This is a genomic window from Maricaulis sp. CAU 1757 (assembly GCF_054482675.1).
Genome location: NZ_JBTLRI010000002.1, coordinates 217467 through 231638, shown reverse-complemented (window position 1 = coordinate 231638; position 14172 = coordinate 217467). Strand labels below are relative to the sequence as shown.

Sequence of the window (14172 nt, the reverse complement as noted above, 5' to 3'; positions counted from 1 at the left end):
CAGCCTCAACAGCCCGGCCTAGCTTGCGCCGAACATCGACATCCGCGGAGCCCGACATGTCCAAGATCGACGACCGTCTCGCCAAGGCCGGCATCACCCTGCCCGAGGCCATGGCCCCCGTCGCCAATTACGTTCCCTTCGTGAGGACCGGTAACACGGTCTACATTTCCGGCCAGGTCTCCAACGGCCCCGACGGTCTGGTGACCGGCACGCTGGGCGATGACATGGACGTTGAAAGCGGCCAGGCCGCCGCCCGCCTTTGCGCGCTCAATTTGATTGCCCAGCTCAAACTGGCCTGCGACGGCGATCTCGACCGCGTCACCCGCGTCGTCAAGCTGGGCGGTTTCGTCGCCGCCAAGCCGAGTTTCAGCGAGATACCCCAGGTCATCAACGGCGCCTCCAACGTGTTCGCCGAAGTGTTTGGAGAGGCAGGCCGTCACGCCCGGTCCGCGGTCTCCTGTCCGGTCCTGCCGCTGGGTGCTGCCGTCGAGATCGACGGCGTATTCGAGATCCGCTGACGCCAAGTTTACAGCCGTCAATGTCGCCAGACCGGCCGGCCTCGGCTAAAACCTGCCACATCACTTGTCCAGGAAGTTCCCCGCATGACCCGTATCTTCGCTTCGATTGCCGCTGCCCTGTGCCTGATCGGCTGCCAGCAGGCGCCCGCCGATGCTCAGTCCCTTGACGAACAGGAGCGCAATGAAGTGCGCGAGATCGTGCGCGCCTACATCCTGGAGAACCCGGAAATCATCGAGGAAGCCCTGATCGAGCTGCAGCGCCGGGCGCGCCAGCGCGAGATGCAGGCCACCTATGATGCCGTCAACGCCAATCGTGGCGCCATCTTCAACGACCCGCGCGACCCGCGCCTCGGCCCGGACAATGCCGACGTCGTGATCGTCGAATTCATGGACTACAAGTGCTCCTACTGCCGGGTCGCCAATTCCTGGGTCCAGGAGGTGCGCGAGCAGTATGGCGACCGCGTCCAGTTCATCTTCAAGGAATACCCGATCCTGGGCGAGGACTCGCTCGAGGCGGCGCGCGCCGCCCTCGCTGCGCTGCGCCAGGGTGAAGCGGTGTACGAGGCTTTCCACACGGCCATGATCAACTCGTCCGGTCCGCTTCCCGCCAGCCGTATCGACCAGCTCGCCGCCCTGGCGGGCGTCGATGTCGAGCGCATGCGCACCGACATGCAGGACGAAGCCATCCTGGCTCATATCAACCAGGTCCGCTCGCTGGGCAGCGCCATGAACGTCACCGGCACACCCTTCTTCATCGTCGGCGACAGCGTCATTCCAGGCGCCAACGAACTGGCGCTGGACCAGGCCCTGGCTGCGGCGCTGGCCGAGTAGGCGGGGCTTCGGGCGATGCGGGTCCGGCGACTGATCGAACATCTACGCGAGCAGAACTGGCTCGCCGTCGGCCTCGATTTCATCATCGTCGTCGTCGGTGTGTTCATGGGCTTCCAGCTGACCGCCTGGGCCCAGGATCAGGCCGACGCCGAGCGCGCCGCAGTCTATCGGGCCAGGCTGGTTGCCGAGATCGAGCAAGCGCATGAATCGCTCGGTCACTCACTCCACTACAATGAGGGATCCATCCGATCACTGGCCCTTCTTGATCGCCTGCTCAGCGAGGACGAATCTGCGGACCCCGAGATCGATTACGAACCCTACTGGCTGGAATGGATCAGTTGGGTCGGTGTCTTTCATACGCCGGATTTGGGGCTCAACGTGTTTGAGGAAATGCGCTCGAACGGGGACCTGCCCTTGCTCGCTGACCATGAAGTCGCCGCCCTCATTTCACTGGCCAATGAATCGGAACACCTCCTGCGGGTCCTTGCGGCAAGTGCGGAGGATGCGAACCGCCACAACGGCCCGATCATGCAGCACTTCGATGTCGTGCCGGACCCGGAGGCCTGGACTGGCGTGACCTACACCACAGTCGACTCCGAAGCGGTGCTGTCGGACGCCGAGTTTCCGGTCATGCTGCGCCACTACAAGCTTGCCTACGGCAGCAACCGGCTCGCCCTGATAAACCATCGCTACAGGGTAGAGGCCACGCTTGCCGTGATGCGCGGCGAGATCAGCGGCGCCGACCAAGGTGCGCAGGCCTCCGCGGGCCCTGCAGACGCGACCGACGAGCAGCCTGACATCAACCCTTAGATCAACCCGCTCAGCGGGCTCGACGGATCTGCGTACTTCTTCTTCGGCATGCGGCCCGCCAGATAGGCCTCGCGTCCGGCAATGACGGCGTGCTTCATCGCCCGGGCCATGCGCACCGGGTCCTTGGCCTCGGCGATCGCCGTGTTCATCAGCACCCCGTCACAGCCCAGCTCCATGGCCACCGCCGCGTCCGACGCCGTGCCGACCCCGGCATCGACGATCACCGGCACTTTCGTCTGCTCGACGATGAGGCGGATATTGACCGGGTTCTGGATGCCCAGGCCCGAGCCGATCGGGGCGCCCAGCGGCATGATGGCGCAGCAGCCGGCCTGTTCCAGCTTGCGGGCATAGACCGGGTCGTCCGAGCAATAGACCATGACCTCGAACCCGTCCTTGATCAGCAGTTCCGCGGCGCGCAGCGTCTCCGCCATGTCCGGATAGAGGTGCTTGGGATCGGACAGGACTTCCAGCTTGACCAGGTTCCAGCCGCCCGCCTCGCGTGCCAGGCGCAGCGTCCGCACGGCGTCTTCGCCGGTGAAGCAGCCGGCCGTGTTGGGCAGGAAGGTGTAATCCTCCGGCGAAATGAAATCGACCAGGCGCGGCTCGTCCGGATTGGACAGGTTCACCCGCCGCACCGCGACGGTGATCATGTCGGCCCCGGAGGCCTTCAGCGCCTCGGCGTTCTGGGAATAGGTCGCGTACTTGCCGGTGCCGATGATCAGGCGGGACTGGAAGGTCCGGCCGGCCACCACGAGCGTGTCGTCAGCCGCGCCGGTCTCAAGCGTCTGCATGTCGTCCATTACCCACCTCCAACAAAGGCGACGATCTCGATCCGGTCGCCGTTTTCCAGTTGCGTGTCGCCATAGCGGGAGCGCGGCACGATGGCCAGATTGCGCTCCACCGCGATCTTGCGTCCGTCCAGTCCGAGCGCTTCGACCAGCCCCTCGAGGCGGGTTCCCGGCTCGACCGACCGGCTTTCTCCATTGACTGTGAGCTGCAGCACGGCTTGGCTTGACCTTTCCGAGTCCCTGTCGGGACCCTCCTATTACCCATAGAGGCGACAAAGCAAGGCCATGACGAAGCCGATCCACATCCTCAACGGCCCGAATCTCAACCTGCTTGGCCAGCGCGAGCCGGACATTTACGGCTCGCTGTCACTCGACGACATCGAGCGGCTGTGCGCCTCGCATGCACGGGAAATGGGGTATGACATCGTGTTTCGCCAGTCCAACCATGAAGGCGAACTGATTGACTGGCTGCATGACGCAAACGTCAACGCCAGTGCTGTTGTCTTCAACCCGGGTGCATTTACGCATACATCCGTCGCTTTGCATGACGCCGTTCGCGCTATAGAACCCATCGTCATCGAAGTGCACCTGAGTCAGACTGCGGCCCGGGAGGACTTCCGACAGCATTCCTTTATTGCCTCGGCAGCCCGGGGCTCCATCACGGGTTTCGGATACCACAGCTACCTTCTGGGCCTCGACGCGGCCATCCGATGCCTCGACAACTGACGGAACCAAAGGCTTTTCATCATGAGTTCTGATTCCCGCTCCCCTAGCCCGATCAACCCGGAAGTCGTCCGCGAGCTGGCCGAGATCCTGCGCGAGACCGACCTCACCCAGATCGAGGTCGAGCATGGCGAGCTGCGCCTGAAGATCGCCCGGAAGATCGAGGCGGCCCCTGTCGTCCAGCACGTGGCCGCACCGGCCCCGTCGGCCGCCGCCCCGGCTGCCGCTGCGCCAGCCCCGTCCGCCGCGCCGGCCGCGGCCTCGGTCCCCGCTGACAACGCTAATGCGGTGACGTCGCCCATGGTCGGAACGGCCTATCTCAAGCCGAGCCCCGATGCGGACAATTTCATCAAGCCGGGCGACAGCGTGAAGAAGGGTGACACCATCCTGCTGATCGAGGCGATGAAGACCTTCAATCCGATCACCGCGGAGAAATCCGGCACCGTTTCGCAAATCCTCGTCGAAGATGGCCAGCCGGTGGAATACGGCGAGCCGCTTTTCGTCCTCGACTGATATTCACGCCCAAACGCGAGCGCCGACATGTTCGACAAGATCCTGATCGCCAATCGCGGCGAAATTGCCCTCCGCGTCCACCGTGCCTGTCGCGAAATGGGCATCCGGACCGTCGCCGTCCATTCGGAAGCCGACGCCAATGCCATGCATGTCCGGCTTGCCGACGAAAGCGTGTGCATCGGGCCGCCGCCGGCCAACAAGTCCTATCTCAACATTCCGGCCATTATCACCGCTGCCGAGGTGACCGGCGCCCAGGCCATCCACCCGGGCTACGGCTTCCTGTCGGAGAATGCCCGCTTCGCCGAAATCGTCGAGGCCCACGGCCTGGCCTTTATCGGCCCGACCGCCGAGCACATCCGCATGATGGGCGACAAGATCACCGCCAAACAGGCCGTCATGGACGCGGGCATTCCCGTGGTCCCCGGCTCCGAGGGCGGCGTCGACAGCTATGAGGACGCCAAGCCGATCGCCGAGAAGATCGGCTATCCGGTGCTCATCAAGGCGGCGTCAGGCGGTGGTGGCCGCGGCATGAAGGTGGCCGAGAGCGCCGACAAGCTGAAGGAAGCCATGGACACGGCCTCCTCGGAAGCCAAGGCGGCTTTCGGAGACGGCACGGTCTACATCGAGAAGTATCTCGGCCGGCCGCGCCACATCGAGATCCAGATCCTCGCCGACACGCACGGCAATGTCGTGCATCTCGGCGAACGCGACTGCTCGCTGCAGCGCCGTCACCAGAAAATCCTCGAGGAGGCGCCCTCGCCGGCCCTCAATGACGAGGATCGCAAAAAGATTGGCGACGTCGTCCGCAAGGCCATTGAGGCGATCGGATATCGCGGCGTCGGCACCATCGAATTCCTGTGGGAAGACGGCGAGTTCTACTTCATCGAGATGAATACCCGCCTGCAGGTCGAGCACCCGGTCACCGAGATGATCACCGGCATCGACCTGGTACGCGAGCAGATCCGCGTTGCCAATGGCGAGACTCTCGGCATCAAGCAGTCCGACATCACCTTCGACGGCTGGGCCATCGAGTGCCGCATCAACGCGGAGAACCCGAAGACCTTCGCGCCGTCGCCGGGCAAGGTGACCGAATTCCACGCTCCTGGCGGGCTCGGCGTGCGCCTCGATTCGGCTCTCTATGCCGGCTATTCCATCCCGCCCTATTATGACAGCCTGATCGGCAAGCTGATCGTGCACGGACGGACGCGCACCGAAACGCTGCTGCGCCTGCGCCGCGCCCTCGAGGAAATGGTCGTGGGGGGTATCGAGACCACCATCCCGATCTTCCTGGACCTTCTGGAAGAGCCCGATTTCGTCAATGGGGACTACCATATCCGCTGGCTCGAGGACTGGCTCGCCGCCCGCGCGGAGACCAGCTGACGGAGGAGACATGCGGGGCTTCGGCGCCAAGGAATTGCTCAATTGCTATGCTCGCGGCGTCTTCCCGATGGCCGAGGGCCGCGACGACCCCCGCATCTACCTGCTAGACCCCGACGAGCGTGGCATCCTGCCGCTCGACGAGTTCCATATCTCACGCTCGCTGCGCAAGACGGTGCGTCAGGACGCCTTCGAGGTCAGCCTCAACCTGCGCTTCAGCGAGGTTGTCGAGGGCTGCGCCCAGACCGCGCCGGGTCGCGAGGAGACATGGATCAATGACGGCATCCGCAGTCTCTACACCGATCTGCACGAGCTCGGTTTCGCGCACAGCGTGGAGTGCTGGCAAGGCGACACCCTGGTCGGCGGCCTGTACGGCGTTTCGCTGGGCGCCGCCTTTTTCGGCGAAAGCATGTTCTCGCGCCGCCGCGACGCCAGCAAGGTTGCCCTGGTCCACCTGGTGGCGCGCCTGAGAGCGGGCGGCTTCAGCCTGCTCGACACCCAGTTCACCACCGAGCATCTGGAACGCTTTGGCGCCCGCACTGTCAGCCGTGCCGATTACCGGGCCCGGCTCCACTCAGCTTTGGAAAATCAGGCGGACCTGTTCGCCCTGCCCGCAGAAATAAGCGGCGCTCAGGCCCTGCAGTCCAGCACCCAGACGTCATAAATGGCGTGCTCGAGCGGGTTCTGGGCCGGCCGCGACGCCAGCATCCATCCGGAAAAGATCTGCTGACCCTCGTCCACGGCCCCGAAACCGTCCGTGCGCCGGTCGATGACCTGCAGGAATGCATAGGTTTCCGGCGTCTCTTCCGGCGGCCGCTTGCGGCAATAGTGCGCGGTGATCTGCAGCGCCCCGAATTCCAGCGTCTCGCCGATCGGCAGCTCGAAATCCCGCGTTTCCGCTGTCACCTTGTCGAGCCCGCGCAGCACGACAAGACTGCCCGGCTGGCTGGAGAGCGGCCCCTCATTGGGATAGGCGCGCAGATCGGGATCCTCGATGACATCCTCGGCCACGGTGCCAGAGGCGGTCGGCTCGATCTCGAGGTCCGGCTCGTCCTGAGCCATCGCGTGGAAAGACAGGCCGAGGGCGGCAATGGAAGCGGTGAACACGGTTTTCATGGCTCTCACACTGGCGCGCGATTGTGACTACGGCAAGGCCGTTGCGACCGTCACTTCTGGTCGGGCGACCAGGCTTCGTAATCCGACGCCGACGACTGGCGCCCCTGCGGTGTCAGCAGGCTGCCGTCCGGACGATAGGCATGCACCGTACCGGTCAGGTTGGGATGGTGATCCTTTTCCCAGGCCTGGCGCTTGAGCGGCACTTCACTGGGCGGCGTCTCGAACGTGTGGTGCAGCCAGCCATGCCAGTCCGAGGGGACCCGCGAAGCATCGGCGTAACCATTGTAGATGACCCAGCGGCGCTTGCGCCCGTCCGGTCCGGTATGGCCGCGTTCCTCGAAATAGCGATTGCCGTATTCGTCCTCGCCGACCTTGCTGCGTCCCAGCATGGCCATCGACAGGAAAGTGCCGGGCGTGGCGTCTTTCCACCAGACGAAGATCTTCGAGATGAATCCGAACATGGTCACGGGCTCCGAGTCGGTCGAGCAATGATGCGCCTATATGCCCGCGCGACGCGGCCGGGTCCAGTCTGGAACGCGGCAGGCTTCTGGCCCGGGCGGCGGCGCGGTAGACTGGTGGCAAGTCCGGGCGATTCGGGCACGAAAGGGTGGATCCATGCAGGTATTCGAGCGCTTTGCCGGCCAGCTTGCCGCACACCGCGATTCTGACAGTGCCGCCCCGGTGTCCTCACCCGAGGCGGGAGAGGCCGCCTGCCCGGCCGATCAGGTGCTGGCCGACCTCCTGTCCACGCCCCGCCCGGTCAAGACCGAAGCGCGCGCCGACCTCAAATCCTTCGGTCGTCTGTCGCCGCAGTGCGCGGTCGGTGACGAGCGGGCCCGGGAAGCCGGGCTCGACGCGGTCGGCCGCCGCCTCGGCGGATCCCTGGCCTGGTCGGCCGCGCGCCAGGGCGCCTTCGCTTCGCCGGCCGATGCCGACATCTTTGCCGTCGAGCTCGCCGCCTCGGTCACCGGCCGCTACGTCATGCCCGACGCCGAATGGTTGCGCCATGGCGGCGCCGACTGGGCCTATGGTGACCCCGTGCCGCCCCGCGCCCCGACCGTCCCCGCCCGTGCCGTGAGCGCGACCGGAGACCTGCGAGACCAGCTCGAGAGCATAGCCAGTGACGCCCTCAGGGCCTCCGTCATTGATACCGGTGCCCGCGTCACCCGCGACCGTCTCGACGCCATCGGCGAGGCCTGCCGACGCTGTTCGGGCGAGCCGGAGGACTGCTTCGATCCGCGCCGCAATGCCGCCCTCGCCCGCGCCATGCGACGCGCCCTGCAGGATGGCGTGCCGGAAGCCGCCGTCGAGCGCGCCCTGGCCCTCGCCCGCATGGGCGACGACAGCGCCTCCCTGGGCCCGGTGACTGCCGCCAGCGAGACCCCTGAAACCCCGCGACTCACCATCCCGCGCGACCTGGCCCGGGCCATCGAAACCGACACCGCCTGGCCGACCGGAGGCAGCGGGCTTCCCGCCCGCCAGCTGCGGACCGACCTGGCCCGCAGCATATGGAGCTTCGGCGCCCCGCATCTCGCCTTTGGCGGCGCACCCGACACCCCCGGCCCGGTCATTGCCATCAACCTGCCGGCCTTCCGCACCGCCGACGGCCAGTTTGACGCCGACCTGCTGGCTGACGCCGTGCGCTACTGGTCCGCGGCCCTGGTCTTCTCGGCCGACCGCGCCGCATCCCATGCCGGTACGCTTTCCCTGGAAGGCATGGGGGCGCTGCTGATGAGCCTCGGCGTGGCTTATGACAGTCCCGCCGCGCGCACCCTGGCCGCGGCCATCACCCGGCTTGCCACCATCGCCCTGCGCCAAACCGCCGCCGATACCGGAGCGGCCGCGCCCGGCCTCGGCCCGGATCTCGATCTCGACGAACTGCCGGTGACCGCCGCCGGCCTGGCAGACCATCTGGCCGACGCCGCTGCCTTCCTGCCGCGCGCGGCCCTGGCCCGCCCCGGCGTCAGCCTCGCCTGCGGCCTGGCCGATCCGGACATCCTCACCCTGATGGGCTGCGACAGCCACGGGGCAGCCCCCGTCGCCGACACGGTGATCAGCGACATCGAGATGCCCGGTGGCAACCGCCTGCGCACGTGCGCCCTGGACGGCCTGCACGCGCTCGGACTGGGCGCTGTCGAGATCGAACGCGTCGAAGACCATGCGGCCGGCCATGGCACGCTGCAAGGCGCCCCCTGCCTGTCGCTGGAAAGCCTCGCCGAACGGGGCCTGCCCGAGGACGTGCTCGAACGCCTCGACGCCGCGATCGGCGACGGGGTCGCCGTGCGCCACGCCTTCAACCGCTGGACGCTTGGCGAACGCGCCTGCCGCGACCATCTCGGCCTGACCGCCGATATCATCGCCGCCGAAGGTGCTTCGCTCTGGCTCGCCGCCGGCTATCAGCGGCACGAGATCGAGGCCGCCGAGCGTCACGCCCACGGCAGTGGCAGTCTGGCCGACGCGCCGGGCCTGTCCGACGAGGCGCGCGCCGTCTACGCCACCGTCTCCCATCGCGCGCACATGGAAATGAGCGCCAGCCTGGAACACCAGATCGGCGGTGCCAGCCTGACCCGGCTCGCCCTGGCCGGCGAGGCCACCATCGAGGACGTCGCCGAGCTCATCGACCTGGGTGCCGGTTTTGGCCTGCGCCGGCTGGAAATCAGCCGCACGGCTTCCGGCCTGTTCGACCTCCTGCCGGCCATCGATTTCGACAAGGGCGATTATGTGGCCTCGGCCCCGACCGAACGCATTGTCGAGCGCACGGTGGAGCGCACGGTCGACCGTGTCGTCGAGCGCCCGGCGGAACGCCGAAAACTGCCCGACCGCCGCAAGGGCTACATCCAGAAAGCCACGGTGGGTGGCCACAAGGTCTACCTGCACACCGGCGAGTTCGACGATGGCGAGCTCGGCGAGATCTTCATCGACATGCACAAGGAAGGTGCTGCCTTCCGCTCGCTGATGAACAATTTCGCCATCGCCATCTCGATCGGCCTGCAATACGGCGTGCCGCTCGAGGAGTTCGTCGATGCCTTCGTGTTCACACGCTTCGAACCCGCCGGTTCGGTCGAAGGCAATGACTCGATCCGCCACGCCACCTCGATCCTCGACTATCTGTTCCGCGAACTCGGTGTGTCCTATCTCGGCCGCGACGACCTCGCCGAGGGCGGCCGCGAGCCGGCCGACCCGGCCGGACTGGGCAAGGGCGTGGCCGAGGAGAAACTGTCGCGCGAGGACGCGGCCCGCTTCATTTCACGCGGTTTCTCGCGCGGCCAGGTGCCAGACAATATCGTCATGTTCGCCCAGGCCCCGCGCAAGGCGGTCCAGGTCGGAGCCCGCGAGACGGGGACCGGGCCCGACAAGGAGGTCACGCTGGAGCCACACCAGGCCACCCGCAGCACCAGCCGCAACCTTTCGGCCTATACCGGCACGCCCTGTCCCGATTGCGGCCATTTCACTGTTGTCGCAAGCGATCACGGACCGACCTGCGACGCCTGCGGCTGGGCCGGCCAGCCGGATTGAGCCCCCGGCGCAGCGCTTGCAGCCGTCTCCGTGAAAGCTATGCGGAGTGCATCAAAATGGAACGTCTGTTTTTGGCGCTGGCCCTGATGATCGCCGCCACCGGTGCGGCCTCGGCCCAGGACGCCTCCCAGATTGCCCGCGTCCAGGCGGGACAGTCCTGTCCGGGCTGCAACCTGTTCCAGGCCGACCTCGCCTACCGCGACCTGCCGCGCATCGATGTCACGGGAGCCCGCCTGCGCCAGGCCAATTTGGCTCTGGCGACCATGAATGGTGCCCGCTTCGACCGCGCCGACCTGTCGATCGCCAACCTGTTCGGCGCTCGCTTCACCGGTGCCAGCTTCCGTCAGGCCGATCTCAGCCGCGCCGTGCTCGTGGGCGCCCATTTCGGCAGTGCCAACCTGTCGGGCGCCAACCTGTCGGGAGCCATCCTGTCCGGCGCAGAGCTGAACGAGGCGCATGGACTGACCCAGGCCCAGTTGTCCGGAGCCTGTGGCGATGCGTCGACCCGACTGCCCGCCGGCCTGACCGTTCCGGCCTGCCGCTAGGCCAGCCCAAGCCCATGAATTCCTTGACCCGCGCGCGTTTTCGTGTGTCGGGTTACTGTGATTTAAGTCGTCATGCGGCGTCTGCTGTCCTATCCGTGAGCCTATGCGTCAACACCTGCTCGTCCTGTCCCTTGCGACCAGCGCCCTGATCGGGGCGCCATCCCCTGTTTTGGCAGGCGATGACGAGCACCCGCGGCGCGGCCTCGCGATCGGCGGCGAGTGCACGGAGTGCGACTTCTCGGAAAAGAATTTGGCCGGAGCCATTTTCATTGGGGCCAATTTCGAGGGCTCGACATTCGCCGACTCCGACCTGCCCGGCGCGACGATCGTGGAGAGCCGGTTCGACGATACCGATTTCGACAATGCCATGCTGGCCGGGGCCAATCTCACCGGCGTCACCTTCTCGCGCTCCAACCTGAGTGATGCCAACCTGTCGGCGAGCCGCATCGAGCGCGTCAATTTCTCCTCGGCCGACCTGTCCGACGCCACTTTTGCCGGTGCCGACATGGTTTTCGTCACCTTCATCGGCTCCAATCTCAGCGACACCGTGTTTGCCGATGCCCGCCTGCGCCAGGCCAACTTCCTGCGCGCCCGCATCGACGACAGCAATTTCCGCGGGGCCGACGCCCGCCACGCCAATTTCGCCGAAACCAGCGGCGATGATATCAGCTTTCGCCAGGCTGACCTGTCCGGCGCCAGCTTCGAGAACGCCGATCTCGGCGAAGTCGACTTCACCGGCGCCAATCTCAACCATGTCAATTTCTCCTCGGCCCGCATCGACACCGTCATCGGGCTCGGCAAGAGCAGTATGGGCGGCGCCTGCGGCAATGCCGACACCCGGCTGGGCGATCGCATCGGACTTCCGGAATGCGCCGACCGGTCCGGTCCGCGCCCCGGTGCGTCGACGGAAAGCTATGAATTCGTCCTGCGTTTCAGCGATGGCGATGACGAGGTGACCCGCTCCCAGCTGCGCTCCCTGGAAAGCGCACGCATCGAGATGCTGTCAGGCATCGGCGCGGCGCTCGAGGCGCACGCCCAGGATCTCGACCAGGATGCCATCCGGGATGCTGTCACCGAGGCCATGCGCGAAATCGCCCGGGCCGAACGCGATATCCGGCGCGCCCAGCGCGACCAGGCACGCATCGCTGCCGATATCGCCCGCGAGGAGGCCCGCCTGGAAGCCGAGATGGAACGGGAACAGGCGCGACTGGAAGCCGAGCTGGAGCGCGAGGAAGCGCTCCTCCAGTTCCAGCTCGAGGCCGAGCAGGCACGTCTCGACTGGGAAGAGCGACAGGATGAGCGCGCCGAGCGGCGTGAGCTCGGCCGTCACCGCTCCGTCACCATCGACACGCATGTCGGCCGCCACGACGATCTGCTTGGCGAGCCGCCGCGGCCCCACTGACCGGCCCGACCACAAAAAAAAGGCCCCGGACAGGTGTCCGGGGCCTTTTTGTTTCGGCAGGGCCCGGATCAGCTTTTCTTGGCGTCCGGCACAACGGTGCGCAGGTGCAGTTCGCGCAGCTGCTTCATCTCGACTTCGGCCGGGGCGTTCATCATCAGGTCGCGCGCCTGCTGGTCCTTCGGGAACATCACCACTTCGCGCAGGTTCTCCACGCCGGCCAGCAGCATGACGATACGGTCGACGCCCGGCGCGATACCAGCGTGCGGCGGGGCGCCATAGCGGAAGGCGTTGAGCATGCCACCAAACTCTTCCTCGACCGTCTCGGCATCATAGCCGGCGAAGGCGAAGGCCTTGAGCATGACGTCCGGACGGTGGTTCCGCACCGCGCCGGATGACAGTTCGACGCCGTTGCACACGATGTCGTACTGGAAAGCCTTGAGGCCCAGCAGCGCCTCGGTGTCCGCGCCGTCCATTTTCAGGAACTCGTCGGCATCGATCTGCGGCATCGAGAACGGATTGTGCGAGAAGTCGATCTTCTTGTTGTCCTCGTCCCACTCATACATCGGGAAGTCCACGATCCAGCAGAAGCGGAAGGTGTCTTTCTCGCACAGATCGAGCTCTTGGCCGATCTGGTCGCGGGCCCGTCCGGCGAAGCTGTAGAAATCCTTCGGCTGGCCGGCGGCAAAGAACACCGCATCGCCGGCGCCGAGGCCGAGTTCGGTGCGCAGTGCCTCGGTACGTTCGGCGCCGATATTCTTGGCGATCGGGCCGGCCCCGACGATCTCGCCCTCTTCCTCGCGGAAGAAGATGTAACCGAGGCCCGGCTGGCCTTCCTTCTGGGCCCAGGAATTCATGCGGTCACAGAAGGCGCGGCTGCCGCCCGTCGGGGCAGGAATGGCCCACACTTCGACCTTCGGGTTCTTCTCGATCATGCCGGCGAACACCTTGAAGCCGCTATCGCGGAAGGTTTCGGTGGCATTGCTCATCTTGATCGGGTTGCGCAGGTCCGGCTTGTCGGAGCCATAGAGACGGATGGCGTCGAAATACGGGATCTGCACGAAGGGCTCGTCCGGCACGGTCCGGCCGTCGGCGAACTCGTCGAACAGGCCCTTCATGACCGGCTCGATGACGCCGAACACGTCCTGCTGGGTGGCAAAGCTCATTTCCATGTCGAGCTGGTAGAATTCGCCCGGCGCCCGGTCGGCCCGCGCATCCTCGTCGCGGAAGCACGGCGCGATCTGGAAATAGCGGTCGAAGCCGGACACCATGATCAGCTGCTTGAACTGCTGCGGCGCCTGCGGCAGGGCGTAGAACTTGCCCGGGTGCAGGCGGCTCGGCACCAGGAAGTCGCGCGCGCCTTCCGGCGAGGAGGCCGTCAGGATCGGCGTCTGGTACTCGACGAATTTCTCGTCGACCATGCGGCGGCGGATCGAGTCGATGATCTTGGAGCGCAGCACGATGCGCTTGTGCAGGCTCTCGCGGCGCAAATCGATATAGCGGTGCTTCAGGCGCACCTCTTCCGACCAGTCCGGCTCGCCGAACACGGGCAGCGGCAATTCCTCGGCTTCCGACTGGATCGACAGATCGGCCAGGCGCACCTCGATCTCGCCGGTCGGCAGGTTCTCGTTGATCGTCTCGGCCGAGCGCGCGATGACCTCACCGGTCACCGTGATCACGCTCTCCACGCGCAGGCGCTCGAGGGTGGCGAAATGCGCGCTCTCCGGCTCCAGCACCACCTGGGTCAGGCCGTAATGGTCCCTCAGGTCGATGAAGAGCAGTCCGCCATGATCGCGCTTGCGGTGAATCCAGCCGGAAATACGGGCCGTCTGGCCGACATGGTCCTTGCGCAGTTCGGCGCAGGTATGGGAGCGATAAGCGTGCATGAAGAGCGTCCGGGAACGAGGTTTGACAATTGGCCGCGATGTGCCGGTCTGCGGGGCGATCTGTCAAGTTGAGCGGGGTTTCGGGCGCAGTTGGCGGCCTGCCCGCGAGGCCCGCGCCACGGGGCGGCTTGGCCCTGTCCGTGCTTGCGC

At 66.1% G+C, this 14172-nt stretch carries 15 protein-coding genes; 10 read left to right on the top strand and 5 right to left on the bottom strand.

Features of this window, described 5'->3' with window-relative positions; genetic code table 11:
- The first annotated feature begins 56 nt into the window (after positions 1-56).
- The 3 genes from ACXYMR_RS07425 (at position 57) to ACXYMR_RS07415 (ending at position 2159) form a co-directional block, all read left to right on the top strand.
- Positions 57-518 carry a RidA family protein gene (locus ACXYMR_RS07425; RefSeq protein WP_458942184.1) on the top strand — a complete coding sequence of 154 codons (462 nt, stop codon included), beginning with the start codon at positions 57-59 and terminating at the stop codon, positions 516-518.
- Between the two features lie 84 nt (positions 519-602).
- Positions 603-1349 carry a DsbA family protein gene (locus ACXYMR_RS07420; protein WP_458942183.1) on the top strand — a complete coding sequence of 249 codons (747 nt, stop codon included), beginning with the start codon at positions 603-605 and terminating at the stop codon, positions 1347-1349.
- A 15-nt stretch (positions 1350-1364) separates the two neighbouring features.
- Positions 1365-2159, top strand: coding sequence for a hypothetical protein (locus tag ACXYMR_RS07415; protein WP_458942181.1), 795 nt, complete (start codon positions 1365-1367; stop codon positions 2157-2159).
- Here ACXYMR_RS07415 and ACXYMR_RS07410 read toward each other — a convergent pair.
- Both ACXYMR_RS07410 and thiS read right to left on the bottom strand, forming a co-directional pair.
- Positions 2156-2959, bottom strand: a complete 804-nt coding sequence (locus tag ACXYMR_RS07410; protein WP_458942180.1) for a thiazole synthase — start codon at positions 2957-2959, stop codon at positions 2156-2158. The genes ACXYMR_RS07415 and ACXYMR_RS07410 overlap by 4 nt on opposite strands.
- A complete protein-coding gene (thiS, locus tag ACXYMR_RS07405; protein ID WP_458942518.1) occupies positions 2959-3159 on the bottom strand; it encodes a sulfur carrier protein ThiS in 201 nt (66 codons plus the stop codon). Before thiS ends, ACXYMR_RS07410 begins: the two co-directional genes overlap by 1 nt.
- A gap of 73 nt (positions 3160-3232) precedes the next feature.
- Between thiS and aroQ the strand changes: the two genes are divergently transcribed.
- Genes aroQ through aat form a run of 4 tightly spaced genes read left to right on the top strand, consistent with a single transcriptional unit; the run spans position 3233 to position 6224 of the window.
- On the top strand, positions 3233-3673 hold the full coding sequence (gene aroQ, locus ACXYMR_RS07400) for a type II 3-dehydroquinate dehydratase (RefSeq protein ID WP_458942179.1): 441 nt from the start codon (positions 3233-3235) through the stop codon (positions 3671-3673).
- Positions 3674-3694: 21 nt separating this feature from the next.
- Positions 3695-4183: an acetyl-CoA carboxylase biotin carboxyl carrier protein gene (gene accB / locus ACXYMR_RS07395; RefSeq protein ID WP_458942178.1), complete on the top strand. Its 489-nt coding sequence runs from the start codon at positions 3695-3697 to the stop codon at positions 4181-4183.
- Positions 4184-4210: 27 nt separating this feature from the next.
- On the top strand, positions 4211-5563 hold the full coding sequence (gene accC / locus ACXYMR_RS07390; protein ID WP_458942177.1) for an acetyl-CoA carboxylase biotin carboxylase subunit: 1353 nt from the start codon (positions 4211-4213) through the stop codon (positions 5561-5563).
- 10 nt (positions 5564-5573) lie between these two features.
- Positions 5574-6224 carry a leucyl/phenylalanyl-tRNA--protein transferase gene (aat, locus tag ACXYMR_RS07385; protein WP_458942176.1) on the top strand — a complete coding sequence of 217 codons (651 nt, stop codon included), beginning with the start codon at positions 5574-5576 and terminating at the stop codon, positions 6222-6224.
- Here the strand turns inward: aat and ACXYMR_RS07380 are convergent.
- A complete protein-coding gene (locus ACXYMR_RS07380; protein WP_458942175.1) occupies positions 6191-6676 on the bottom strand; it encodes a DUF2155 domain-containing protein in 486 nt (161 codons plus the stop codon). The two genes, aat and ACXYMR_RS07380, sit on opposite strands and share 34 nt — an antisense overlap.
- A gap of 50 nt (positions 6677-6726) precedes the next feature.
- On the bottom strand, positions 6727-7137 hold the full coding sequence (locus ACXYMR_RS07375; protein ID WP_458942174.1) for an NADH:ubiquinone oxidoreductase subunit NDUFA12: 411 nt from the start codon (positions 7135-7137) through the stop codon (positions 6727-6729).
- A gap of 154 nt (positions 7138-7291) precedes the next feature.
- Here ACXYMR_RS07375 and ACXYMR_RS07370 point away from each other — a divergent pair, with 154 nt between their 5' ends.
- The 3 genes from ACXYMR_RS07370 (at position 7292) to ACXYMR_RS07360 (ending at position 12139) form a co-directional block, all read left to right on the top strand.
- Positions 7292-10192 carry a TSCPD domain-containing protein gene (locus ACXYMR_RS07370; protein ID WP_458942173.1) on the top strand — a complete coding sequence of 967 codons (2901 nt, stop codon included), beginning with the start codon at positions 7292-7294 and terminating at the stop codon, positions 10190-10192.
- A 56-nt stretch (positions 10193-10248) separates the two neighbouring features.
- Positions 10249-10737: a pentapeptide repeat-containing protein gene (locus ACXYMR_RS07365; RefSeq protein WP_458942172.1), complete on the top strand. Its 489-nt coding sequence runs from the start codon at positions 10249-10251 to the stop codon at positions 10735-10737.
- 103 nt (positions 10738-10840) lie between these two features.
- Positions 10841-12139, top strand: coding sequence for a pentapeptide repeat-containing protein (locus ACXYMR_RS07360; protein WP_458942171.1), 1299 nt, complete (start codon positions 10841-10843; stop codon positions 12137-12139).
- A gap of 68 nt (positions 12140-12207) precedes the next feature.
- Here the strand turns inward: ACXYMR_RS07360 and aspS are convergent, their stop codons facing one another.
- A complete protein-coding gene (aspS, locus tag ACXYMR_RS07355; protein WP_458942170.1) occupies positions 12208-14022 on the bottom strand; it encodes an aspartate--tRNA ligase in 1815 nt (604 codons plus the stop codon).
- Positions 14023-14172 lie beyond the last annotated feature (150 nt).

Coding starts and splice junctions, on each gene's coding strand:
- accB (WP_458942178.1), top strand. CDS start 3,695: ATGAGTTCTGATTCCCGCTCCCCTAGCCCGATCAACCCGGAAGTCGTC.
- ACXYMR_RS07360 (WP_458942171.1), top strand. CDS start 10,841: ATGCGTCAACACCTGCTCGTCCTGTCCCTTGCGACCAGCGCCCTGATC.
- ACXYMR_RS07370 (WP_458942173.1), top strand. CDS start 7,292: ATGCAGGTATTCGAGCGCTTTGCCGGCCAGCTTGCCGCACACCGCGAT.
- ACXYMR_RS07420 (WP_458942183.1), top strand. CDS start 603: ATGACCCGTATCTTCGCTTCGATTGCCGCTGCCCTGTGCCTGATCGGC.
- ACXYMR_RS07425 (WP_458942184.1), top strand. CDS start 57: ATGTCCAAGATCGACGACCGTCTCGCCAAGGCCGGCATCACCCTGCCC.
- aroQ (WP_458942179.1), top strand. CDS start 3,233: ATGACGAAGCCGATCCACATCCTCAACGGCCCGAATCTCAACCTGCTT.
- aspS (WP_458942170.1), bottom strand. CDS start 14,022: ATGCACGCTTATCGCTCCCATACCTGCGCCGAACTGCGCAAGGACCAT.
- ACXYMR_RS07380 (WP_458942175.1), bottom strand. CDS start 6,676: ATGAAAACCGTGTTCACCGCTTCCATTGCCGCCCTCGGCCTGTCTTTC.
- ACXYMR_RS07365 (WP_458942172.1), top strand. CDS start 10,249: ATGGAACGTCTGTTTTTGGCGCTGGCCCTGATGATCGCCGCCACCGGT.
- accC (WP_458942177.1), top strand. CDS start 4,211: ATGTTCGACAAGATCCTGATCGCCAATCGCGGCGAAATTGCCCTCCGC.
- ACXYMR_RS07375 (WP_458942174.1), bottom strand. CDS start 7,137: ATGTTCGGATTCATCTCGAAGATCTTCGTCTGGTGGAAAGACGCCACG.
- ACXYMR_RS07415 (WP_458942181.1), top strand. CDS start 1,365: ATGCGGGTCCGGCGACTGATCGAACATCTACGCGAGCAGAACTGGCTC.
- ACXYMR_RS07410 (WP_458942180.1), bottom strand. CDS start 2,959: ATGGACGACATGCAGACGCTTGAGACCGGCGCGGCTGACGACACGCTC.
- aat (WP_458942176.1), top strand. CDS start 5,574: ATGCGGGGCTTCGGCGCCAAGGAATTGCTCAATTGCTATGCTCGCGGC.